The sequence below is a fragment of the Kitasatospora sp. NPDC002965 genome (genome assembly GCF_040611255.1).
GTDB lineage: Bacteria > Actinomycetota > Actinomycetes > Streptomycetales > Streptomycetaceae > Kitasatospora.
This window is the reverse complement of record NZ_JBEXNT010000033.1, coordinates 38295-59511: the sequence shown is the minus strand read 5'-3', so window position 1 is coordinate 59511 and position 21217 is coordinate 38295. Positions and strand designations below refer to the sequence as shown.

Annotated in this window: 20 protein-coding genes; 2 read left to right on the top strand and 18 right to left on the bottom strand. The window is 71.4% G+C overall.

The genetic code is table 11. The features are described 5' to 3' along the window. Window positions 1-28: 28 nt before the first annotated feature. The 13 genes from nuoL to ABZY91_RS15960 all read right to left on the bottom strand — a co-directional run bounded on the left by nuoL (window position 29) and on the right by ABZY91_RS15960 (window position 14469). Window positions 29-1924, bottom strand: coding sequence for an NADH-quinone oxidoreductase subunit L (gene nuoL, locus ABZY91_RS16020; protein WP_329883300.1), 1896 nt, complete (start codon window positions 1922-1924; stop codon window positions 29-31). A 14-nt stretch (window positions 1925-1938) separates the two neighbouring features. Next, on the bottom strand, window positions 1939-2238 hold the full coding sequence (nuoK, locus tag ABZY91_RS16015; RefSeq protein ID WP_329883299.1) for an NADH-quinone oxidoreductase subunit NuoK: 300 nt from the start codon (window positions 2236-2238) through the stop codon (window positions 1939-1941). Continuing rightward, entirely contained in the window at window positions 2235-3173 is a 939-nt protein-coding gene (locus ABZY91_RS16010; RefSeq protein ID WP_329952973.1) for an NADH-quinone oxidoreductase subunit J, read from the bottom strand. The genes nuoK and ABZY91_RS16010 overlap by 4 nt, the downstream gene beginning before the upstream one ends. Then, on the bottom strand, window positions 3170-3781 hold the full coding sequence (nuoI, locus tag ABZY91_RS16005; protein WP_329883297.1) for an NADH-quinone oxidoreductase subunit NuoI: 612 nt from the start codon (window positions 3779-3781) through the stop codon (window positions 3170-3172). Before nuoI ends, ABZY91_RS16010 begins: the two co-directional genes overlap by 4 nt. A gap of 6 nt (window positions 3782-3787) precedes the next feature. Beyond that, entirely contained in the window at window positions 3788-5206 is a 1419-nt protein-coding gene (gene nuoH, locus ABZY91_RS16000) for an NADH-quinone oxidoreductase subunit NuoH (RefSeq protein WP_329883296.1), read from the bottom strand. Continuing rightward, complete coding sequence (locus ABZY91_RS15995; RefSeq protein WP_355402841.1) at window positions 5203-7680, bottom strand: NADH-quinone oxidoreductase subunit G; 2478 nt, start codon at window positions 7678-7680, stop codon at window positions 5203-5205. Before ABZY91_RS15995 ends, nuoH begins: the two co-directional genes overlap by 4 nt. Then, complete coding sequence (gene nuoF / locus ABZY91_RS15990) at window positions 7677-9038, bottom strand: NADH-quinone oxidoreductase subunit NuoF (protein WP_329883294.1); 1362 nt, start codon at window positions 9036-9038, stop codon at window positions 7677-7679. The genes ABZY91_RS15995 and nuoF overlap by 4 nt, the downstream gene beginning before the upstream one ends. Further along, complete coding sequence (nuoE, locus tag ABZY91_RS15985; RefSeq protein ID WP_329883293.1) at window positions 9038-9778, bottom strand: NADH-quinone oxidoreductase subunit NuoE; 741 nt, start codon at window positions 9776-9778, stop codon at window positions 9038-9040. The genes nuoF and nuoE overlap by 1 nt, the downstream gene beginning before the upstream one ends. After that, window positions 9775-11127 carry an NADH-quinone oxidoreductase subunit D gene (locus ABZY91_RS15980; RefSeq protein WP_355402838.1) on the bottom strand — a complete coding sequence of 451 codons (1353 nt, stop codon included), beginning with the start codon at window positions 11125-11127 and terminating at the stop codon, window positions 9775-9777. The genes nuoE and ABZY91_RS15980 overlap by 4 nt, the downstream gene beginning before the upstream one ends. After that, a complete protein-coding gene (locus ABZY91_RS15975) occupies window positions 11127-11840 on the bottom strand; it encodes an NADH-quinone oxidoreductase subunit C (RefSeq protein ID WP_329952970.1) in 714 nt (237 codons plus the stop codon). Before ABZY91_RS15975 ends, ABZY91_RS15980 begins: the two co-directional genes overlap by 1 nt. After that, complete coding sequence (locus tag ABZY91_RS15970; RefSeq protein WP_266271098.1) at window positions 11837-12391, bottom strand: NADH-quinone oxidoreductase subunit B; 555 nt, start codon at window positions 12389-12391, stop codon at window positions 11837-11839. The genes ABZY91_RS15975 and ABZY91_RS15970 overlap by 4 nt, the downstream gene beginning before the upstream one ends. Window positions 12392-12499: 108 nt before the next feature. Then, window positions 12500-12859 (bottom strand): NADH-quinone oxidoreductase subunit A, encoded by a 360-nt coding sequence (locus ABZY91_RS15965; RefSeq protein ID WP_014137597.1) that lies wholly within the window; start codon window positions 12857-12859, stop codon window positions 12500-12502. Between the two features lie 608 nt (window positions 12860-13467). After that, window positions 13468-14469, bottom strand: a complete 1002-nt coding sequence (locus ABZY91_RS15960) for a DMT family transporter (protein ID WP_355402835.1) — start codon at window positions 14467-14469, stop codon at window positions 13468-13470. 215 nt (window positions 14470-14684) lie between these two features. Between ABZY91_RS15960 and ABZY91_RS15955 the strand changes: the two genes are divergently transcribed. Together ABZY91_RS15955 and ABZY91_RS15950 are read left to right on the top strand one after the other, a co-directional pair. Continuing rightward, window positions 14685-15395, top strand: a complete 711-nt coding sequence (locus ABZY91_RS15955; protein ID WP_355402833.1) for a peptidylprolyl isomerase — start codon at window positions 14685-14687, stop codon at window positions 15393-15395. A gap of 122 nt (window positions 15396-15517) precedes the next feature. After that, entirely contained in the window at window positions 15518-15919 is a 402-nt protein-coding gene (locus ABZY91_RS15950) for a MazG-like family protein (protein WP_329883288.1), read from the top strand. A gap of 110 nt (window positions 15920-16029) precedes the next feature. Here ABZY91_RS15950 and ABZY91_RS15945 read toward each other — a convergent pair whose 3' ends face one another. From ABZY91_RS15945 to mqnC, 5 genes are all read right to left on the bottom strand, one after another. Next, complete coding sequence (locus tag ABZY91_RS15945) at window positions 16030-17313, bottom strand: geranylgeranyl reductase family protein (RefSeq protein ID WP_355402858.1); 1284 nt, start codon at window positions 17311-17313, stop codon at window positions 16030-16032. A gap of 160 nt (window positions 17314-17473) precedes the next feature. After that, window positions 17474-18166, bottom strand: coding sequence for a demethylmenaquinone methyltransferase (locus tag ABZY91_RS15940; protein WP_329952967.1), 693 nt, complete (start codon window positions 18164-18166; stop codon window positions 17474-17476). Window positions 18167-18323: 157 nt separating this feature from the next. Beyond that, on the bottom strand, window positions 18324-18845 hold the full coding sequence (locus tag ABZY91_RS15935) for a hypothetical protein (RefSeq protein ID WP_355402831.1): 522 nt from the start codon (window positions 18843-18845) through the stop codon (window positions 18324-18326). 378 nt (window positions 18846-19223) lie between these two features. Next, entirely contained in the window at window positions 19224-19844 is a 621-nt protein-coding gene (locus ABZY91_RS15930) for a hypothetical protein (protein ID WP_355402856.1), read from the bottom strand. Window positions 19845-19867: 23 nt separating this feature from the next. Continuing rightward, entirely contained in the window at window positions 19868-21091 is a 1224-nt protein-coding gene (gene mqnC, locus ABZY91_RS15925) for a cyclic dehypoxanthinyl futalosine synthase (protein ID WP_355402829.1), read from the bottom strand. Window positions 21092-21217 lie beyond the last annotated feature (126 nt).

The window sequence follows — 21217 nt, the reverse complement described above, 5'->3', positions numbered from 1 at the left end:
TCCCGACGGTGTGTGTAATCCCAATCCATCAGACGGACCTCATCAGGAGAGTCGTGGCGACCAGCACCAGCGTGCCGCCGAACATGGAGAGCGCGTACGACCGGACGTAGCCGTTCTGGATCCGGCGCAGCCTGCTGGAGATGCCGCCGATGGTGGCGGCCAGGCCGTTGACGAAGCCGTCCAGGCCGCGGCTGTCGAAGTAGACCAGCGCCGCGGTGAGCGCCGAGCCGGGGCGGACCAGGACGGCGTGGTTGAAGTCGTCCTGGAGGAGGTCCCGACGGGCGGCCCGGGTGAGCGGGGAGCCGTACGGCGGCACCACCGGGACGGCGGAGCGGCCGTACACCAGGTACGAGACCGCGACGCCGACCACCATGCAGGCGGTGGTGAGCAGGGTGACGGTGAGCTCGCCGAGCGGCGAGTCGCCGTGGGAGTGGCCGGTGACCGGCTCCAGCCAGGTGACGAAGGAGCTGTTGTAGGCGAAGATCGCACCGGCGAAGACCGAGCCGAAGGCCAGCACGATCATCGGGGCGGTCATCGTCTTCGGGGACTCGTGCGGGTGCGGGTCGTTGCCCTCGGTGTCCGGCTGCCAGCGGCGCTCGCCGAAGAACGTCAGGATCATCACCCGGGTCATGTAGAACGCGGTGACGGCGGCGCCGAGCAGGGTGCAGAGACCGAGGATCCAGCCCTCGGTGCCGCCCTTGGCGAAGGCCGCCTCGATGATCTTGTCCTTGGAGAAGAACCCGGAGAGGCCGGGGAACCCGATGATCGCCAGGTAGCCGAGGCCGAAGGTCACGAAGGTGATCGGCATGAACTTCCGCAGACCGCCGTAGTGACGCATGTTCACCTCGTCGTTCATGCCGTGCATGACCGACCCGGCGCCGAGGAAGAGCCCCGCCTTGAAGAAGCCGTGGGTCACCAGGTGCATGATCGCGAAGGCGTAGCCGATCGGGCCGAGGCCGGCCGCGAGGATCATGTAGCCGATCTGCGACATGGTCGAGCCGGCCAGCGCCTTCTTGATGTCGTCCTTGGCGCAACCGACGATCGCCCCGAACAGCAGGGTGACCGTGCCGACCACCACCACGGCGGTCTGGGCGTCCGGCGCCAGGTTGAAGATCGCCCCGGAACGGGTGATCAGGTAGACGCCGGCGGTCACCATGGTGGCCGCGTGGATCAGGGCGGAGACCGGGGTCGGACCCTCCATGGCGTCCCCGAGCCAGGACTGCAGCGGCACCTGGGCGGACTTGCCGCAGGCCGCGAGCAGCAGCATCAGGCCGATCGCGGTCAGCTTGCCCTCGCTCGCCTGGTCCGCGGCGCCGAAGACCGGCTCGAACGCGAAGGAGCCGAACTCGACGAACATCAGCATGATCGCGATCGAGAGGCCCATGTCACCGACGCGGTTGACGATGAACGCCTTCTTCGCGGCGGTGGCGGCGCTCGGCTTGTGCTGCCAGAAGCCGATCAGCAGGTACGAGGCGAGCCCGACGCCCTCCCAACCGAAGTACAGCAGGAGGTAGTTGTCGGCGGTCACCAGCAGCAGCATGGCCGACAGGAAGAGGTTCAGGTAGGCGAAGAACCGGCGCCTGCGCTCGTCGTGCGCCATGTAACCCACCGAGTAGAGGTGGATCAGGGTGCCCACGCCGGTGATCAGCAGGACGAAGGTCATCGAGAGCTGGTCGAGCCGGAAGGCGATGTCGGCCTGGAAGCCGTTCACCGGGATCCAGCTGAACAGGTGCTCGGTGAGCGCGCGGTCCTCGGCCTCCCGGCCCAGCATGTCCGAGAAGAGGACGACGCCGAAGCCGAAGGAGAGGGCGGCGAGCGCGGTGGCCAGCCAGTGGCCGAACCGGTCGAATACCCGGCCGCCGAGCAGGAGCAGGGCGGCGCCGGCCAGCGGAGCCGCGACCAGCAGCGGAATGAGTGAGTTCACCGAAGGCCCTCCGCCTACAGCTTCATGAGGTTGCTGTCATCGACCGAAGCGGAGTGCCTGGTCCGGAAGATGGAGACGATGATGGCGAGGCCGACGACGACCTCGGCCGCCGCGACCACCATGGTGAAGAACGCGATGATCTGGCCGTCCAGGTTGCCGTGCAGGCGGGAGAACGTGACCAGCGCCAGGTTGGAGGCGTTGAGCATCAGCTCGACGCACATGAACAGGACGATCGCGTTCCGCCGGAGCAGTACACCGGAGGCGCCGATGGTGAACAACAGGGCGGAGAGATAGAGGTAGTTGACCGGATTCACTCCGCCCCCTCCTCGTCGTGGTCGGGTGCCGGGTGGTTGTTCGGGACCGGCTCAAGGGTCCTGCGCCGGTTCTCCGGCTGCTCCAGCGCCTTGCGCGGGCCGGTCACCGGCGGGCGCTCGGACGGCGGGCGGCCCAGCCAGTCGGCGGTGGCGGACTCCAGCTCGGCCATCCGCGCCAGCATCTCGTGGCTGACGTCGCGGATCTGGCCGCGCTCGCGGAGGGTCGCCATCACCGAGTCCTCGGCGATGGAACCGTCCGGCAGCAGGGCCGGGATGTCGACCGCGTTGTGCCGGGCGTAGACGCCGGGCGCCGGCTTCGGCGGGAGCTGGAGGTTGTCCCTGACCCGCTGGTCGGCCAGCTCGCGCTGGGTCTTCGGCGGCTTCACGTGCTCGCGGTGGGTCAGCACCATGGCGCCGATCGCGGCGGTGATCAGCAGTGCGCCGGTGACCTCGAAGGCCCAGACGTACTTGGTGAAGATCAGCCGGGCCAGGCCCTGGACGTTGCCCTCGGCGTTGGCCTCGCCGAGGCCGACGAAGGTGTCCAGCTTGGCGTTGGCGACCCCGGCGAGCAGCAGCACCCCGAAGCCCAGGCCGCAGAACACGGCGGCGAACCGCTGGCCCTTCAGCTGTTCCTTCAGCGAGTCCGCGCTGGTCACGCCGACCAGCATCACCACGAAGAGGAAGAGCATCATGATCGCGCCGGTGTAGACGACGATCTGCACCACGCCCAGGAAGACCGCGCCCTGGGCCATGTAGCAGACCGCCAGGGCGAGCATGGTGGCGGCCAGGCAGAGCGCGCTGTGCACGGCCTTCTTCATCAGCAGCATGCCGAGCGCGCCGCCGACGGCGATCACCGCGAGGACCCAGAACTGCACGGCCTCACCGGTGGAGGTCGCGCCCGTGACGGCGGCGAGAGTGGCGGGGGCGGTGGTCACGACAGCTCCTCCCTCTCCCGGTCGGTGCGCTCCTGCTGGACCGTCCCGGGCGCCGCCGCGGTGATCTCGCCCCGGTAGTACGCACCCTCGTCGGTGCCCGGGAAGATCGAGTGCGGGCTGTCGACCATGCCCTCGGAGAGGCCGACCAGCAGCTGTTCCTTGGTGAAGATGAGGTCGGCGCGGGAGGAGTCCGCCAGCTCGTACTCGTTGGTCATGGTGAGCGCGCGGGTCGGACAGGCCTCGATGCAGAGACCGCAGAGGATGCAGCGCGCGTAGTTGATCTGGTAGACCGCGCCGTACCGCTCACCGGGCGAGTAGCGCTCGTCGTCCCGGTTGTCGGCGCCCTCGACGTAGATCGCGTCGGCCGGGCAGGCCCACGCGCAGAGCTCGCAGCCGACGCACTTCTCCAGACCGTCCGGGTGCCGGTTCAGCTGGTGGCGGCCGTGGAAGCGCGGAGCGGTGGGCTTCTTCTGCTCCGGGTACTGCTCGGTGAGCCGCTTCTTGAACATGGCCTTGAAGGTCACGCCGAAGCCGGCGGCCGGCCCGAGGACGGACGGCTTCTCGGTCGGTTCGGGCCGGTCGGCCCGGGCGTTCTGGTCGGACGACATCTCGGTTCAGCTCCCTTCGGAATGGTCGGCCCCGTTGAGGGCGTCCTGGAGTTGCTTCGGGGCGCGGCTGCGCCGGCGCGGGACCGGCGGAAGCTGCTGACCGGGCAGCGGCGGCACCGGGTACCCACCCGCCATCGGGTCGAACACGGGTTCCGGGGCGGCCTGTTCGGGTTCGGGCTTGCGCTGCACGACGTCCCGGAGCAGGCCGAGCAGCAGGAGGACGCCGACCGGGGCTCCGACGTAGAGCACCACCTGGCCGAACTCGTAGCCCTCGTTGCGCAGGGCCCGGACACTGGCCACCATCACCAGCCAGACCAGCGAGACCGGGATCAGCACCTTCCAGCCCAGCTTCATGAACTGGTCGTAGCGGAGCCGGGGCAGGGTGCCGCGCAGCCAGATGAAGAAGAAGAGCAGCAGCTGGATCTTGAGGATGATCCAGAGCATCGGCCACCAGCCGTGGTTGGCGCCCTCCCAGAAGGTGGAGACCGGCCAGGGAGCCCGCCAGCCACCCAGGAACAGCGTGGAGGCGACGGCCGACACGGTCACCATGTTCACGTACTCGGCGAGCATGAACATCGCGAACTTCAGCGAGGAGTACTCGGTGTTGAAGCCGCCGACCAGCTCGCCCTCGGCCTCCGGGAGGTCGAACGGCGCCCGGTTGGTCTCCCCGACCATCGCGATGATGTAGACGATGAACGACACCGGGAGCAGCACCGCGAACCAGGTCGGCTGTTGCGAGGAGACGATCTCCGACGTGGACATCGAGCCCGAGTAGATGAACACCGCCGCGAAGGACAGGCCCATCGCGATCTCGTAGCTGATCATCTGGGCCGAGGAGCGGATCCCGCCGAGCAGCGGGTACGTCGAGCCGGAGGACCAGCCCGCCAGCACGATGCCGTAGATACCGACCGAGGCGGTGGCCAGGATGTAGAGCAGCGCCACCGGGAAGTCGGTCAGCTGGAGCGGCGTCCGGGTGCCGAAGATCGACACCTCGTCACCGGCCGGACCGAACGGGATCACCGCGAAGGCCATGAAGGCGGGGATGGCGCAGACGATCGGGGCCAGGATGTAGACCGCCTTGTCGGCGTTCTTGACCACCAGGTCTTCCTTGAGCGCCAGCTTCACCCCGTCGGCGAGCGACTGCAGCAGGCCCCACGGGCCGTGCCGGTTGGGCCCGATGCGCAGCTGCATCCAGGCCACCACCTTGCGCTCCCAGACGATCGCCACGAGCACCGTGCCGACCAGGAAGGCGAAGCAGAAGACCGCCTTGAGCAGCACCAGCCACCAGGGGTCGCGCCCGAAGAAGCCGAGCGTCCCGTACGCGGCGACCTCCTGGGCCGCCGCCGCGGACGCGGTGACGTCGTGGGACGCGAGCAGGGACGCGGCGGCGTCGAACGCCGAGACGTCGAGTGCGGCGAGACTCACTTCTCCTCCTCGTCGGGCTCGATGGCCTCCGCCGCGGCGATGGTGACCAGGTGGCCGATGGTGGTGCCGAGCGCGCGGTAGGCGCCGCCCGGGGTGGAGTTGAGCGGGATCCAGACCGTGCGGTCCGGCATCTCCTTGGTGATCTCCAGCGGCAGGACGAGCGAGCCCGCCGGGCCGGTCAGCCGCAGCGCGACGGGCGGGCCGTCGGCGCCGAGCTCCTCTGCGGTGGTCGGCGAGATCCGGGCGACCGCCGGGTGCCGGGTGCCGGCCAGGTGCGGGTCACCCTGCTGGAGGGTGCCGCGGTCGAGCAGCAGCCGCCATCCGGCCAGGACCGCCTGGCCGGCGGCCGGCCTCGGCAGCAGACCCGGGTGGGCCGCCGGGGCGGCCGGACGGTCACCGGTCCAGGGCGCGAACCGGTCCAGCTCCGACCGGACGGCCCGGACGTCGGGCAGCCCCAGCCGGTGGCCCAGCGCGTCGGCGAGCATGGTCAGCACCCGCAGGTCCGGGTGCAGGTGCCGGCCCATCTGCTGGTCCGGCTTGAGCGCGGCCTCGAACATCCGCACCCGGCCCTCCCAGTCCAGGAAGGTGCCGGCCTTCTCGGCGACGGCGGCGACCGGCAGCACCACGTCCGCGTGCGCGGTGACGGCGGACGGCCGCAGCTCCAGCGACACCACGAACCGTGCGGCGGCCAGCGCCTCCTCGGCCAGCGCCGGGTCGGGCAGGTCGTCCGGGTCGACGCCGCCGACCAGCAGCGCGTCCAGCTCGCCGTGGGCGGCGGCCGCGAGGATCTGCTCGGTGTCCCGGCCCAGCCGGGAGGGGAGTTCGGCCACTCCCCAGGCGGCGGCGGCCTCGGCCCGGGCCGCCGGGGCGGCGACCGGACGGCCGCCCGGCAGCAGACCGGGCAGCGCACCCGCCTCGACCGCACCGCGCTCGCCGGCCCGACGCGGGACCCAGGCGATCCGGGCACCGGTGGCGTGCGCCAGCCGGAGCACCGCGGTGAGCGCGCCGGGGGCGGCGGACAGCCGCTCACCGACCAGGATGACCGAGCCCGGGGTGCGGAGCAGTTCGGCGGCCCGGCCCGCGTCGTCGTTGAGCGGCTCGTCGGCGGCGAGCGCCGCCAGCCACTCGGCCTCGGTGCCGGGGGCCGCCGGCAGCAGCGCACCGCGCAGCTTGGCCAGGCCCCGGGACGCGTGCGTGGCGATCGAGAAGACCCGCAGTCCGCGGGCGAGGCTCGCCTTGCGCAGCCGCAGGAAGACGATCGGCGACTCCTCCTCCGGCTCCAGGCCGGCGAGCAGCACGCCCGGCGCCGCCTCCAGCTCGTCGTAGGAGACGCCGGTGCCGTCCACGTCGACGCCGCGGCCGGCGACGGCGGCGGCCAGGAAGTCCGCCTCCTCACCGCTGTGCGGGCGGGACCGGAAGTCCACGTCGTTGGTGCCGAGCACCACGCGGGCGAACTTCGCGTACGCGTAGGCGTCCTCGACGGTGACCCGGCCGCCGGTCAGCACGCCGGCCCGGGCGCCGCGCAGTCCCTCGGCCGCCCTCGCCAGCGCCTCCGGCCAGGAGGCGGTGACCAGTTCGCCGTCCTTGCGGACCAGCGGGGTGGTGATCCGGTCACGCTGCTGGGCGTAGCGGAAGGCGAACCGGCCCTTGTCGCAGTTCCACTCCTCGTTGACCGCCGGGTCCTCGCCGGCCAGCCGGCGGAGCACCTTGCCGCGCCGGTGGTCGGTGCGCTGGGCGCAGCCCGCCGAGCAGTGCTCGCAGACGCTCGGCGACGAGACCAGGTCGAACGGGCGGGAGCGGAAACGATAAGCCGCCGAGGTGAGGGCGCCGACCGGACAGATCTGGATGGTGTTGCCGGAGAAGTACGACGCGAAGTCGTCACCCTCACCGGTACCGACCTGCTGGAGCGCGCCGCGCTCGACCAGGTCGATGAACGGGTCGCCGGCGATCTGCTGGGAGAAGCGGGTGCAGCGGGCGCAGAGCACGCACCGCTCGCGGTCCAGCAGCACCTGGGTGCTGATCGGGACCGGCTTCTCGTAGGTGCGCTTCATCCCCTCGAAACGGGAGTCGGTGTCACCGGTCGACATCGCCTGGTTCTGCAGCGGGCACTCACCGCCCTTGTCGCAGACCGGGCAGTCCAGCGGGTGGTTGATCAGCAGCAGTTCCATCACGCCGCGCTGCGCCTTCTCGGCGACCGGCGAGCTGACCTGCGTCCGGACCACCATGCCCTCGGCCACCGGGATGGTGCACGAGGCGACCGGCTTGCGCTGGCCCTCGATCTCGACGATGCACTGGCGGCAGGCGCCGGCCGGGTCGAGCAGCGGGTGGTCGCAGAAGCGCGGGATCTGGGTGCCCACCTGCTCGGCGGCCCGGATCACCAACGTCCCCTTGGGGACCTGCACTTCGACGCCGTCGATGGTGAGCGTGACCAGTTCGACCGCGGCCTTGGAGGTGGCTGGCTCTGTGATCGTCACGCGTGCACCTCCCTTTCGGTGGCGGACTGGTGGCCGGGGCGGGGGCCGTCGGCCCAGACGGTGGAGGCGGTCGGGTCGAAGGGGCAGCGGCGCTCCGCGAGGTGCTGCTCGTACTCGGCCCGGAAGTGCTGGAGCGAGGAGACGATCGGGCTGGCCGCACCGTCCCCCAGCGCGCAGAAGGACTTGCCGTTGATGTTGTCGGCGATGTCGAGGAGCTTGTCGAGGTCCCCCGCGACGCCTTCGCCGGCCTCGATCCGCCGGAGCAGCTGGACCAGCCAGTAGGTGCCCTCGCGGCAGGGGGTGCACTTGCCGCAGGACTCGTGGGCGTAGAACTCCGTCCAGCGGGTGACCGCACGGACCACGCAGGTGGTCTCGTCGAAGATCTGCAGCGCCTTGGTGCCCAGCATCGAGCCGGCCGCGCCGACCCCCTCGTAGTCGAGCGGGACGTCGAGGTGCTCGTCGGTGAACATCGGGGTGGAGGAACCGCCCGGGGTCCAGAACTTGAGCCGGTGGCCGGACCGGATGCCGCCGCTGATGTCGAGCAGCTGGCGCAGGGTGATGCCCAGCGGGGCCTCGTACTGGCCGGGGTTGGTGACGTGGCCGGAGAGCGAGTAGAGCGTGAAGCCGGGGGACTTCTCGGTGCCCAGGCCCTTGAACCACTCCTTGCCCTTGGCCAGGATCGGCGGCACCGACGCGATCGACTCGACGTTGTTGACCACCGTCGGGCAGGCGTAGAGACCGGCGATGGCCGGGAACGGCGGGCGCAGCCTCGGCTGGCCGCGGCGCCCCTCCAGCGAGTCGAGCAGGGCCGTCTCCTCGCCGCAGATGTACGCGCCGGCGCCGGCGTGGACGGTGATGTCCAGGTCCAGGCCGGGTCCGAGGGCGTCCTTGCCGAGCAGCCCGGCCTCGTACGCCTCGGCGACGGCGGCCTGCAGCCGGCGCAGCACCGGGACGACCTCGCCGCGCAGGTAGATGAAGGCGTGGTCGCAGCGGATCGCGTAGGACGCGATGATCATGCCCTCGATCAGCGAGTGCGGGTTGGCGAAGAGCAGTGGGATGTCCTTGCAGGTCCCCGGCTCCGACTCGTCCGCGTTGACCACCAGGTAGTGCGGCTTGCCGTCGTTCTGGGGGATGAACTGCCACTTCATGCCGGTGGGGAAACCGGCGCCGCCGCGACCGCGCAGGCCGGCGTCCTTGACCAGCGCGATCACCTCGTCCGGGGCCATCGCGAGGGCGGCCTTCAGCCCCTCGTACCCGGCGTGGCGGCGGTAGGTGGCGAGGGTCCAGGGCCTGGTGTCGTCCCAGGAGGCGGAGAGCACCGGGGTGAGCAGCTTCTCGGCCGGCTCGGCGGAGGTCATCACGCTTCGGTCCCTTCGTGACGGGGCGAGACGACGCGGGTACCGCCGGTGCCGGGCAGGGCCTCACCGCGGGCCAGCCGCAGGCCGGCCAGCGAGGGGGCGCCGCCGGCGCCGGACTCGTCGACGGCCCCGGTGCGCTCGTCCGGGAAGCCGGCCAGGATGCGGGCGGTCTCCTTGAAGGAGCAGAGCTTGGCACCCCGGGTGGGCCGGGCCTCCCGGCCCGCCCGCAGGTCGTCGACCAGCTGCTTGGCGCTCTCCGGGGTCTGGTTGTCGAAGAACTCCCAGTTGACCATCACCACGGGCGCGTAGTCGCAGGCCGCGTTGCACTCGATGTGCTCGATCGAGATCCGGCCGTCCTCGGTGGTCTCGTTGTTCGTGACGTCGAGGTGCTGCTGGAGCTCCTCGAAGATCTGGTCTCCGCCGAGCACCGCGCAGAGCGTGTTGGTGCAGACCCCGACGTGGTACTCGCCCGCGGGCCGGCGCCGGTACATGGTGTAGAAGGTGGCGACGGCGGTGACCTCGGCGGTGGTGAGGTCCAACTGCTCGGCGCAGAACCGGATGCCGGTCGGGCTGACGAAGCCCTCCTCGGACTGCACCAGGTGCAGCAGCGGCAGCAGCGCGGACCGGGCCACCGGGTAGCGCCCGATCAGCTCCTTCGCGTCGGCCGCGAGCCTGGCGTGCACCTCCTCGGGGTACGGCCCGGCCGGCAGCGCCGGCATCCCCAACTGGACGTCTGTCACCGGTCCACGCCTCCCATCACCGGGTCGATCCCGGCCACCGCGACGATCACGTCGGCCACTTGGCCGCCCTCGCACATCGCCGCCATCGTCTGCAGATTGGTGAACGACGGGTCCCGGAAGTGGACCCGGTACGGCCTCGTCCCGCCGTCGCTGACCACGTGCACGCCGAGCTCGCCCTTGGGTGACTCGACGGCCGCGTACGCCTGGCCGGCCGGGACCCGGAAGCCCTCGGTGACCAGCTTGAAGTGGTGGATCAGGGCCTCCATCGAGGTGCCCATGATCTTCCGGATGTGGTCGAGCGAGTTGCCCATCCCGTCCGGGCCGACGGCGAGCTGGGCCGGCCAGGCGATCTTCTTGTCGGCCACCATGACCGGGCCGGGGCGGAGCCGGTCCAGGCACTGCTCGACGATCCGCAGCGACTCCTTCATCTCCTCCAGGCGGATCAGGAAGCGGCCGTAGGAGTCGGCGCCGTCGGCGACCGCGACCTCGAAGTCGTAGTTCTCGTAGCCGCAGTACGGGTCGGTCTTGCGCAGGTCGTGGGGCAGGCCGGTGGCGCGCAGGATCGGACCGGTGGCGCCGAGCGCGAGGCAGCCGGGCAGGTCGAGGAAGCCGACGTCGACCAGGCGGGCCTTGAAGACCGGGTTGCCGGTGGCGAGCTTGTCGTACTCGTGCATCCGGGAGCGGATGGTCTTCACGGCCTCGCGGATCTGGTCCACCGCGCCGGGCGGGAGGTCCTGGGCGAGGCCCCCGGGGCGGACGTACGCGTGGTTCATCCGCAGGCCGGTGACCAGCTCGAAGACGTCCAGGATCAGTTCGCGGTCCCGGAAGCCGTAGATCATCAGCGTGGTGGAGCCGATCTCCATGCCGCCGGTGGCCAGGCAGACCAGGTGGGAGGAGATCCGGTTGAGCTCCATCATCAGGACGCGGATGACGCTGGCCCGGTCCGGGACGTCGTCGGTGATGCCGAGCAGCTTCTCGACCGCCAGGCAGTAGGCGGTCTCGTTGAACAGCGGAGTCAGGTAGTCCATGCGGGTCACGAAGGTGGTGCCCTGGACCCAGCTGCGGAACTCCATGTTCTTCTCGATGCCGGTGTGGAGGTAGCCGATGCCGCAGCGGGCCTCGGTCACCGTCTCGCCGTCGATCTCCAGGATGAGTCGCAACACGCCGTGGGTGGACGGGTGTTGGGGACCCATGTTGACGATGATGCGTTCGTCGTCGGCCCGGCCGACGGCCTCGACCACCTCGCCCCAGTCACCGCCGGTGACCGTGAAGACCCGGCCCTCGGTGGTCTCCCGGGCTGCGGCCTCCGCCGCCTCCTGGTGCGCCTCTTCGTAGTGCTGGGTGCTCATCAGCTGTACGACCTCCGCTGGTCGGGCGCCGGGATCTGGGCGCCCTTGTACTCGACGGGGATGCCGCCGAGCGGGTAGTCCTTGCGCTGCGGGTGGCCCAGCCAGTCGTCCGGCATCATGATCCGGGTGAGCGCCGGGTGGTCCTCGAAGACCAGCCCGAAGAAGTCGTAGGCCTCGCGCTCGTGCCAGTCGTTGGTCGGGTAGACGCTCACCACGGACGGGACGCGCGGGTCGGCGTCCGGTGCGGTGACCTCCAGCCGGATCAGCCGGCCGTGGGTGATCGAGCGCAGGTGGTAGACCGCGTGCAACTCGCGCCCGGAGTCGCCCGGGTAGTGCACGCCGCTCACACCGAGACAGAGCTCGAAGCGGAGGGCCGGGTCGTCGCGCAGGGTGCGGGCGGTGCGGAGCAGGTGCTCGCGGGCGATGTGGAAGGTGAGCTCGGCACGGTCGACGACGGTCTTCTCGATCACGTCGGCCGGGTCGAGCCCCTGCTCCTCCAGTGCGCCCTCCAGCTCGTCGGCCACCTCGTCGAACCAGCCGCCGTACGGGCGTCCGCTGGCCGGCGGCAGCGCGATCGGGGCGACCAGCCCGCCGAAGCCGGAGGTGTCACCACTGCCCTGGGCGCCGAACATGCCCTGCCGGCGCCCGACCACCTCGACCGGGATCTCGCGGCGCGGCTCCTCGCGCCGGGTCTCGGGTACCTGGTCGCTCATCGCAGCAGCCCCCGCATCTCGCTCACCGGGGTGGCCTGCAGCGCGAGCGCCTCGCCCAACTCCTCGGCACGGCGCTTGTTCGCGCCGAGCGGCTCGTGCTGGATCTTGTCGTGCAGCTTCAGGATCGCGTCCATCAGCATCTCCGGGCGGGGCGGACAGCCCGGCAGGTAGATGTCGACCGGGACGATGTGGTCGACGCCCTGCACGATCGCGTAGTTGTTGAACATCCCCCCCGACGAGGCGCAGACGCCCATCGAGATGACCCACTTCGGGTTGGCCATCTGGTCGTACACCTGGCGCAACACCGGGGCCATCTTCTGGCTCACGCGACCTGCCACGATCATGAGATCGGCCTGCCGGGGCGAGCCCCGGAAGACCTCCATGCCGAACCGGGCCAGGTCGTAGCGGCCCGCGCCCGTGGTCATCATCTCGATCGCGCAGCAGGCGAGCCCGAAGGTGGCCGGGAAGAGCGACGCCTTGCGCACCCAGCCGGCGGCCGTCTCCACGCTCGTGAGCAGAAAGCCGCTCGGCAGCTTCTCCTCGATTCCCATCAGATCCCTCTCAATGCCCTCAAGTCCTGTGGTTCATCCGCCCGTTCAGGCTTTGTCCGCCCGTTCACAAGCTCCGGCGGCCGCCCGGCACCCGGTCCCGCTCCAGGCTCAGTCCCACTCCAGACCGCCGCGCCGCCAGACGTAGGCGTACGCAACGAAGACAGTGGCGATGAACAGGAGCATCTCGACCAGTCCGAAGATCCCCAGGGCGTCGAAGCTCACCGCCCACGGATAGAGAAAGACGATCTCGATGTCGAAGACGATGAAGAGCATCGCCGTCAGGTAGTACTTGATCGGGAACCGACCGCCGCCCACGGGCTGCGGGGTCGGTTCGATGCCGCACTCGTACGCCTCCAACTTGGCCCGGTTGTACCGCTTGGGCCCGGTCAGTGAGGCCATCACGACGGAGCCGACCGCGAACGCCGCCGCGATGGCACCGAGTACGAGGATCGGCGCGTAGGCATTCATAGCCCCCGCTCCCTCCGTCCAGTCGTCCTTGACTGCAGATCGGAACCGACGGGTCACACTGCGGTGAACCCGGTGTTCCAGTTCCCGTGATCCACCTCATGTGAGGCAGTTCACAAAGCCTGGAACGAGCGCATCCTATGCCCGTCAGCTTGTGATCTGCGACACGCAGTTCAAGACGATCTTTGTGATCTCCGCCACCTCTCGAATGGTGGCGAAAGTGAACATGGCGAGAGTTGTCGACACAAAGAAGTCAAACGATCACAACCCGTCGCATTTATCTGCGAAGCGGCAGGTCAGAGCCGCGCTCCTATATCAACTATGCGCGGTCCGGGGCAAATTTCAGAGCGTCGGGTTGACGTGTTATGTCGGCTCACCCGCAGGGGTGGCGGCCTCCCGAACGCCCGCTTGACCCTTCGTTCACAAGCGCGCGAACGGGAAGCCGAGTTGGGGCGCGGACGGTACCGGCGGGCGGGCACGGAGACGTGCGGGCGGGCACCGGAAGGCGCCCGCCCGCACGGTGTACGGCGGTGTACGGCGGTGTACGGCGGTGTACGGCGGTGTACGGCGGTGTACGGCGGCGGCCGGACGTCCGCGGCCGCGCCCGTCGGTCAGGCCGAGGCCCGCTCCGGCGCCGTCTCCACGTCCGGCCCCGCCGCACCCGACCCCCCGGCGTCCGACTCCCCCGCACCCGGCTCCCCCGCGCGTCCTGCGGGCGCGCCCTCCCGGAGCGGTGCCACCGCGGTCCGGCGCCCCCACTCGGTGGCGACCAGGACGAGGGCGCCGCCCGCCAGGGCGAGCGGGCCGAGGTGGTTGCCGGCGAGCGTGATCCCGAAGACCGCCGCCCAGAGCGGTTCGGTACCGAGCAGCAGGCTGACCCGCGAGGGCGAGGTGGTGCGGACCGCCCACATCTGCACGAAGAACGCGAACAGCGTGCAGAGCAGCGCGAGATGCAGCAGCCAGCCCCACTCGGCCGGCCCGTACGCGGCGGCGACCGTCCAGGGCAGCGGCCCGGTGAAGGGCGCGACGACGGCGAACACCAGGGTCGCGGTGGCGAGTTGCACCCAGGTGACGGCCAGCGTGTCGGTGTCCCGGATCGCCCGGACCCGGGAGGTGGCCAGGACGTTGACCGTCCGCACCACGGCCGCGCCGAGCACCAGGAGGTCACCCGACGCCGGCGCCCGCAGCCCGCCGTCCCCGGTGAGCAGGGCGATGCCCACCACCGCCAGTCCGGCCGCCGCGACGAACGGGCGCGGCAGCGGTGTCCGGGTGAGCACGCTCTCCGCGAGCGGGGTGAACACGATCGTGAGGCTGATGATCAGGCCGGCGTTGGTCGCCGAGGTGTGGACCGCGCCGAAGGTCTCCAGGAGGAAGATCGCGCCGAGCACGAGGCCCAGGGACGCCCCGCCCGCCCACTCCGCCCGCCCCATCCGCCGCAGCCCCCGCCAGGCGAACACCCCGAGCAACGGCAGGACGAGGCCGAACCGCAGCACCAGCATGGCCACCACCGTCCCCGGCTCGGCCACCCGCTGCACCGCCAGGAAGCTCGACCCCCACACCACCGCCACCAGCAGGACCGGCACATCTCGGAGAACGGACGACGAAACACGCATGGGCAGGACCTCTTCGGAGCGAACGGGAACCGGCACACGAGAGTCCCGCACGACGTCGGACGGATCCCGGGGCTGAGCAACGAGCCGAGCAGGCGACCGGGCACGGGGTCCGGTCGGGGCGGAGCAGGGGTCCGCCATCCTCGCGCACCGGAGGCCGGACGATCAACGGCATTCCACCCCTACCGGATCCCCACCCCGCCATGGATGATGTCGCCATGACAACGCAGCCGTCCCCCATCCACCGGAAGGCCCGTCAAGTGAAGCGGAAACACTGGGCGTTGATCGCCGCCGCCACCGTCCTGCCGCTCGCCGTGAGCACCGGCACCGCCGTCGCGGAGACCCCGTCGACCGGCACCGCCGCCGGCGCCGCCTGCACCTACACCCCGGCGGTCCCGGCCGACAACTTCAAGGGCATCCCGGTCTTCGACGCCAAGAAGGCCGCCAAGCCCTACAGCGCGACGCTGAGGACCTCCCAGGGGGCGATCACCTTCCAGGCGCTGACCGACAAGGCCCCCTGCACCACGTTCTCGTTCCGGTTCCTCGCCGAGCACGACTACTACGACCGCAGCCACTGCCACCGGCTCACCACCCAGCGGATCTTCGTCCTGCAGTGCGGCGACCCGACCGGCACCGGCAGCGGAGGCCCGGGCTACTCGTTCCCCGACGAGAACCTGGAGGGCGCCACCTACCCCGCCGGAACCGTCGCCATGGCCAACGCCGGGCCGAACACCAACGGCAGCCAGTTCTTCTTCGTCTGGAAGGACACCAAGCTCTCCCCCGCCTACACGCCCTTCGGCCGGATCACCGCGGGGCTGGACGTCCTCCAGAAGATCGCCGCCGCGGGCGAGGACGACCAGAACAACCCCGGCGACGGCTACCCGAACCTCTTCGTCAAGATCCGCGACGTCCGGATCGCCAAGCGCTGACCTCCCGCCGGGGCCCCGTCCGCAGCCCCGGCCCCGCCCGGCCCCCACCGCGGTCGGCCGCCGCACGCCACCGCTCCCGTACGGTGGACCACGCCATCGACACCGTACGGGAGCAGCACCGCATGGACAGCAGGATCTGGGAGAGCGTCGACCACCTCGTCACCTGGCTCGACGAGGAGAGCCCGCTCCCTCCGCAGGAGGAACGGCTGGCCCGGATCCTCAAACTCTCCGAGGAGGTCGGTGAGGTGAGCGCCGCCGTGATCGGCGCCACCGGTCAGAACCCGCGCAAGGGCGTCACCCACACCTGGGACGACGTCCAGCACGAGCTCTGCGACGTCGTCTTCTCGGCCCTGGTCGCCCTCCGGACGCTCACCCCCGACGCGGCCCGGGTCTTCGCCGAACGCCTCGCCTACGTCGAACGCCGCTCCGCCGCCGGCCGGCGGCCCGCGACAGGTCAGCCCGCGACCGGCCGACCGGAGACGGCTCGACCGGACGCGGACCGGCCCGAGGCCGATCGGCGCTGACCCCGGGGTGGCCCACGGCGCCGGAGTCTTCGGGCTCCCGGCCGCCGGGGCCCGGATCCGGTACCGCCGGGGTCAAGGGCCGCCGGGGTACGGGGCCGCCGGCCCGTGGGTCAGGCGTTGGGGGCGGCCTTGGCGAGGCCGTTGATGATGCGGTCCATCGCGTCGCCGCCCTGGGGGTCGGTGAGGTTGGCCAGCATCTTCAGGACGAACTTCATCAGGACGGGGTGGGTCAGGCCCCGCTGGGTGGCGAGCTGCATGACCTTCGGGTTGCCGATGAGCTTCACGAAGGCGCGGCCGAGCGTGTAGTAGCCGCCGTAGACGTCCTTGAGGATGCGCGGGTAGGCCTGGAGGGCGCGCTCGCGGCCGGCGTCGGTCAGCCGGGCGTGGGCCTGCACGATGACTCCGGCGGCGATCTGGCCGGATTCCATCGCATAGGCGATGCCCTCGCCGTTGAACGGGTTGACCATGCCTCCGGCGTCGCCGACCAGCAGCAGGCCGCGGGTGTAGTGCGGCTGCCGGTTGAAGGCCATCGGGAGCGCGGCACCGCGGATCGGGTCGGTCATGTTCTCGGGGGTGTAGCCCCACTCCTCCGGCATGCTGGCGCACCAGGCCTTGAGGACCTCGCGCCAGTCCAGCTCGCCGAAGGCGGGCGAGGAGTTGAGGATGCCGAGGCCGACGTTGGAGGTGCCGTCGCCCATGCCGAAGACCCAGCCGTAGCCGGGCAGCAGCTTCCGCTCGGTGCCGCGGGTGTCCCACAGTTCCAGCCACGACTCCAGGTAGTCGTCGTCGTGTCGCGGGGAGGTGAAGTAGGTCCGGTAGGCGACGCCCATCGGCCGGTCCTCGCGGCGGTGCAGGCCCATGGCCAGCGAGAGCCGGGTGGAGTTGCCGTCGGCGGCCACCACCAGCGGGGCCCGGAAGGTCACCGGCCGCTTCTCCTCGCCGAGCCGGGCGGTGACGCCGATGATCCGGCCGGTCCGCTCGTCCAGCACCGGGCCGCTGACGTTGCAGCGCTCGTGGAGCCGGGCGCCCGCCTTCTCGGCCTGACGGGCGAGCAGCTCGTCGAAGTCGGCCCGCTTGCGGACCAGTCCGTAGTCGGGGAACGCCGACAGCTCGGGCCAGTCCAGCTCCAGCCGGACGCCGCCGCCGATGATCCGCAGCCCCTTGTTGTGCAGCCAGCCGTTCGCGGTCGACACGTCGATGCCCATGTCGACGAGCTGCTTGGTGGCGCGCGGGGTGAGTCCGTCGCCGCAGACCTTCTCCCGGGGGAAGGAGGTCTTCTCCAGCAGCAGCACGTCCAGGCCCGCCTGGGCCAGGTAGTACGCCGTGGCGGAGCCGGCCGGGCCCGCGCCGACCACGATGACGTCCGCGGTGCTCTCCACAACGCCTGCGTTCAGGTCGACGGCGGTCTCGGACACGGTGGGCACACTCCTGCTGGGGTCGGCCGGCCGTCGGGGGCCGGCGCGGCTGGGCTTGGACGAGTCTACGAGCTGCGGACCGGGCCCCGGCCGGAACCGCGGTCGGCTCCGGCGGGTCCGGGGCGGCCCGACCCGGGGATCAGACCTTGTACGCCCGGTGCAGGGCGACGATCCCGCCGGTCAGGTTGCGCCAGGCCACCTTGGACCAGCCGGCCTCCTGGAGCAGCCCCGCCAGAGCGGGCTGGTCGGGCCAGGCCCGGATGGACTCGGCGAGGTAGACGTAGGCGTCCGGGTTGCTGCTGACCGCGGTGGCGACCGGCGGCAGCGCGCGCATCAGGTACTCGGTGTACACCGTCCGGAACGGCGTCCAGGTCGGCGTGGAGAACTCGCAGATCACCAGCTTGCCGCCGGGCTTGGTGACCCGGTGCATCTCGCGCAGCGCCGCCTCGGTCTCGTGGACGTTGCGCAGCGCGAAGGAGATCGTCACCGAGTCGAAGGTGCCGTCGGCGAACGGCAGCCGGGTGGCGTCCCCGGCCGTCAGCGCCAGCTCGGGGTGGCGGCGCTTGCCCTCGGTCAGCATGCCGACCGAGAAGTCGCAGGGGACGACCTCGGCCCCGGCCTCCCGGAACGGCAGCGAGGAGGTGCCGGTGCCGGCCCCGAGGTCGAGGACGAGGTCCCCCGGCCCGGCGTCCACGGCCTCGGCCACCGCCCGGCGCCAGGCGCGGGCCTGGCCGAGGGAGAGCACGTCGTTGGTGCGGTCGTACTTGGCCGCGACGTCGTCGAACATGGCGGCGACTTCGTGCGGCTGCTTGTCCAGAGAGGCTCGGGTCACGACCCCATTGTTCACCCTGGCCCGGACGATCCGGGCAACGGGGCACGTCCGGCGCGATCCGGACGGTGCGGCCGGGCCGCGGCCGGACGGGGCCTGCGTCGTCGCGGTCCGGCACGGTCCTCGCCCGACACGCCCTCACCCCGGCGCGGGCGGAGCGTCAGTGCAGGCCGCGCCGCCCGCCGGAGCGGCGCTTGCGGCGCGAGCGCTTGCCGTGGGTTATCGCCGGCATCCCCTCGGCCAGCGCGCCGGTCGCCATGGCCACCGTGGTGGCGATCCGGTTCTGCCCGCTCCGGACGGCGAGGTCGCGCCGGTGCCTGCGGATCCTCAGCATGCAGACGGCGAAGAGCACCACCGCCACCGGCACGCTGAACCGGGCCAGCCCGACGCCGACCGGTTGCGGGTAGGTGTCGCCGCAGACCCGGACCGCGCCCGCGTCGTCGGCCGCGTGCTCCAGGCAGACCGTGTCACCGACCTTCACGCCGTCGGCGAGCGGCAGCGCCGCCGCGGTGTGCTGCTGGCCGACGGCCCGGTAGCTGACGGTGCTGTAGGAGCCGCCGCCGGCGGGGAGCTGGGTGACCGTGCCCTCGACCGTCACCGGGTGCGCGCCGATCCGGTCGGCCTGCTCGGCCTGACGCCAGCCCAGCAGGCACATGCCGACGGCCAGTACGGCGCTGAGCACGGCGGTGAGGTACCAAACACGGCCCAACCGCGGGGTGCGCGGCGGGGGGACGGTCGCGGATCGCATGGTTCCTGTCCTGGCTTGCGTTCGGGGCCTGGGACGGGGCCCCGCCGCCCGAGGGCACGGGCGGAGTGTGGTGAGGGTACGGACTGAGCTGAGCGGGATGCTATCCGCTGGCGGGCCCTCAGGTCACGGCGAAGGGGGAATCAGACACCCTCGCCGGGGGTGCAGTTCGACGGCACACGAAGCAACTCCCCTGCGACACAAGGGGGGATCACCGGGAAGCGGAAAACAGCAGTATGACGGTATGACTACCAACGAGTAGCATCCGGGCGTCCACCCCGTGCCGGTCCCCGGAGCCGGGTCGCGGCGGACAGCTCACCGCCGGCGGAACACCAGTCGACCGGCCAGCACCGTGGCCAGGCAGCCCCCGGCCCGCGGCCCGTCCGCACCGGGTGCGAACACGGCGAAGTCGGCCCGGCCCCCGACCCCCAGGCGGCCGTGCACGGCCTCGACGAACGGGAGCACCGCGAGCGGGTCCAGCGGACCCTCCTCGGCCCCCGCACCGCCCGGCGCGCCCAGCCCCGACCGGGCCACCGCCGTCCGCACCGAGGCGCGTTCGAACGGCCCGGCCACCGCGGTCACCCCGAACCCGAGCATCCGCTGGAGCCCGCGCCGGGCGCTCGCGCCGCACCGCGCCTCGTCGGCCGGTCCCCCGAGCCCCTCCGGCCCTCCGGGCACCGGCTCGTCCCCGATCCCCTCACGCGGGTCCGGATGGTACGCACGCTCCAGCAGCCAGCGCCCGTACGGGTTGCGGAGACCGGGGGTGAGCAGTCCGTCGCCCCAGTCCCGCACCCGGGCCGCCGGGTGCTCCGCCGCCAGTCCGTCGTACGGGCCGACGGCGGCGATCAGCTCGCCACGCACGAGCACCGCCCCGTCGGCGTAGGACGGGGCGGTGGGATCGGCCGGGTCGGGCAGCACACGGGCCGCCCGGTGCAGGGTCAGCACGGCAGTGGAGGCGCTCAGCCGTTGTCGAGGATCTTCAGCTCGGGGTGCGCCGTGCCGCCCTCGATCGCGGTGGAGGCGATGTGCGAGGCGACCCGCGGGTCGACCGGGTCGTCGGCCGGGTCGTCCAGCACCCGCAGGTGCTCGTAGGTGGTCGAGCGCTGCGCGGGGACGCGGTCCGCCGCCCGGATCAGGTGGATCAGCTCGGTGAGGTTGGAGCGGTGCTTGGCGCCGGCCGCCGAGACGACGTTCTCCTCCAGCATCACCGAACCCAGGTCGTCCGCGCCGTAGTGGAGCGACAGCTGGCCGGCCTCCTTGCCGGTGGTCAGCCAGGAGCCCTGGATGTGGGCGATGTTGTCCAGGAAGAGGCGGGCGATGGCGATCATCCGCAGGTACTCGAAGACGGTCGCCTGGGTCGACCCCTTCAGGTGGTTGTTCTGCGGCTGGTAGGTGTACGGGATGAAGGCGCGGAACCCGCCGGTGCGGTCCTGCACCTCGCGGATCATCCGCAGGTGCTCGATCCGCTCGGCGTTGGTCTCGCCGGTGCCCATCAGCATGGTGGAGGTGGACTCGACGCCCAGGCCGTGGGCGGTCTCCATGATCTCCAGCCAGCGCTCGCCGGACTCCTTGAGCGGGGCGATCGCCTTGCGCGGACGCTCCGGCAGCAGCTCGGCGCCGGCACCGGCGAAGGAGTCGAGGCCCGCCTTGTGGATCCGGGTGATGGCCTCCTCGATCGAGACGCCCGAGATCCGGGCCATGTGCTCGACCTCGGACGCGCCCAGCGAGTGGATCACCAGCTGCGGGAAGTCCGCCTTGATCGCCGAGAAGGCGCGCTCGTAGTACTCCACGCCGTAGTCCGGGTGGTGGCCGCCCTGGAACATGATCTGGGTGCCGCCCAGCTCGACCGTCTCCGCGCAGCGGCGCAGGATCTCGTCGAGGTCGCGGGACCAGCCCTTGGTGCTCTTCGGCGCCACGTAGAAGGCGCAGAACTTGCACGCCGTCACGCAGACGTTGGTGTAGTTGATGTTGCGCTCGATGATGTACGTCGCGATGTGCTCGGTACCGGCGTAGCGCCGGCGGCGCACCGCGTCGGCCGCCGAGCCGAGCGCGTGCAGCGGGGCCGAGCGGTAGAGCTCCAGCGCCTCCTCCGGGCTGATCCGGCCGCCGCCGGCCGCCCGGTCGAGCACGGCCTGCAGGTCGGTGCTGGGCGCATCGAGGGTGGTCGCTGCGAGCTCGGACACCTGACGGCCTTCTCTCTCTCGGGTACTGCTGGTCTGGCGGGCCCTGCCGGACGGGCACGGTTCCGGGTTGCGCCCCGGGGTCGTGCCGGCGGATCGAACCGCCAGGTCGGACCCCCGGGCCGCATC

Excerpts from the sequence above, each read along its gene's own strand:
- ABZY91_RS15955 (WP_355402833.1), top strand. The coding sequence starts at position 14,685 with ATGACAACGCAGCCGTCCCCCATCCACCGGAAGGCCCGTCAAGTGAAG.
- ABZY91_RS15950 (WP_329883288.1), top strand. The coding sequence starts at position 15,518 with ATGGACAGCAGGATCTGGGAGAGCGTCGACCACCTCGTCACCTGGCTC.
- ABZY91_RS15970 (WP_266271098.1), bottom strand. The coding sequence starts at position 12,391 with ATGGGAATCGAGGAGAAGCTGCCGAGCGGCTTTCTGCTCACGAGCGTG.
- ABZY91_RS15975 (WP_329952970.1), bottom strand. The coding sequence starts at position 11,840 with ATGAGCGACCAGGTACCCGAGACCCGGCGCGAGGAGCCGCGCCGCGAG.
- ABZY91_RS15980 (WP_355402838.1), bottom strand. The coding sequence starts at position 11,127 with ATGAGCACCCAGCACTACGAAGAGGCGCACCAGGAGGCGGCGGAGGCC.
- nuoF (WP_329883294.1), bottom strand. The coding sequence starts at position 9,038 with ATGACCTCCGCCGAGCCGGCCGAGAAGCTGCTCACCCCGGTGCTCTCC.
- ABZY91_RS15965 (WP_014137597.1), bottom strand. The coding sequence starts at position 12,859 with ATGAATGCCTACGCGCCGATCCTCGTACTCGGTGCCATCGCGGCGGCG.
- nuoI (WP_329883297.1), bottom strand. The coding sequence starts at position 3,781 with ATGTCGTCCGACCAGAACGCCCGGGCCGACCGGCCCGAACCGACCGAG.
- ABZY91_RS15960 (WP_355402835.1), bottom strand. The coding sequence starts at position 14,469 with ATGCGTGTTTCGTCGTCCGTTCTCCGAGATGTGCCGGTCCTGCTGGTG.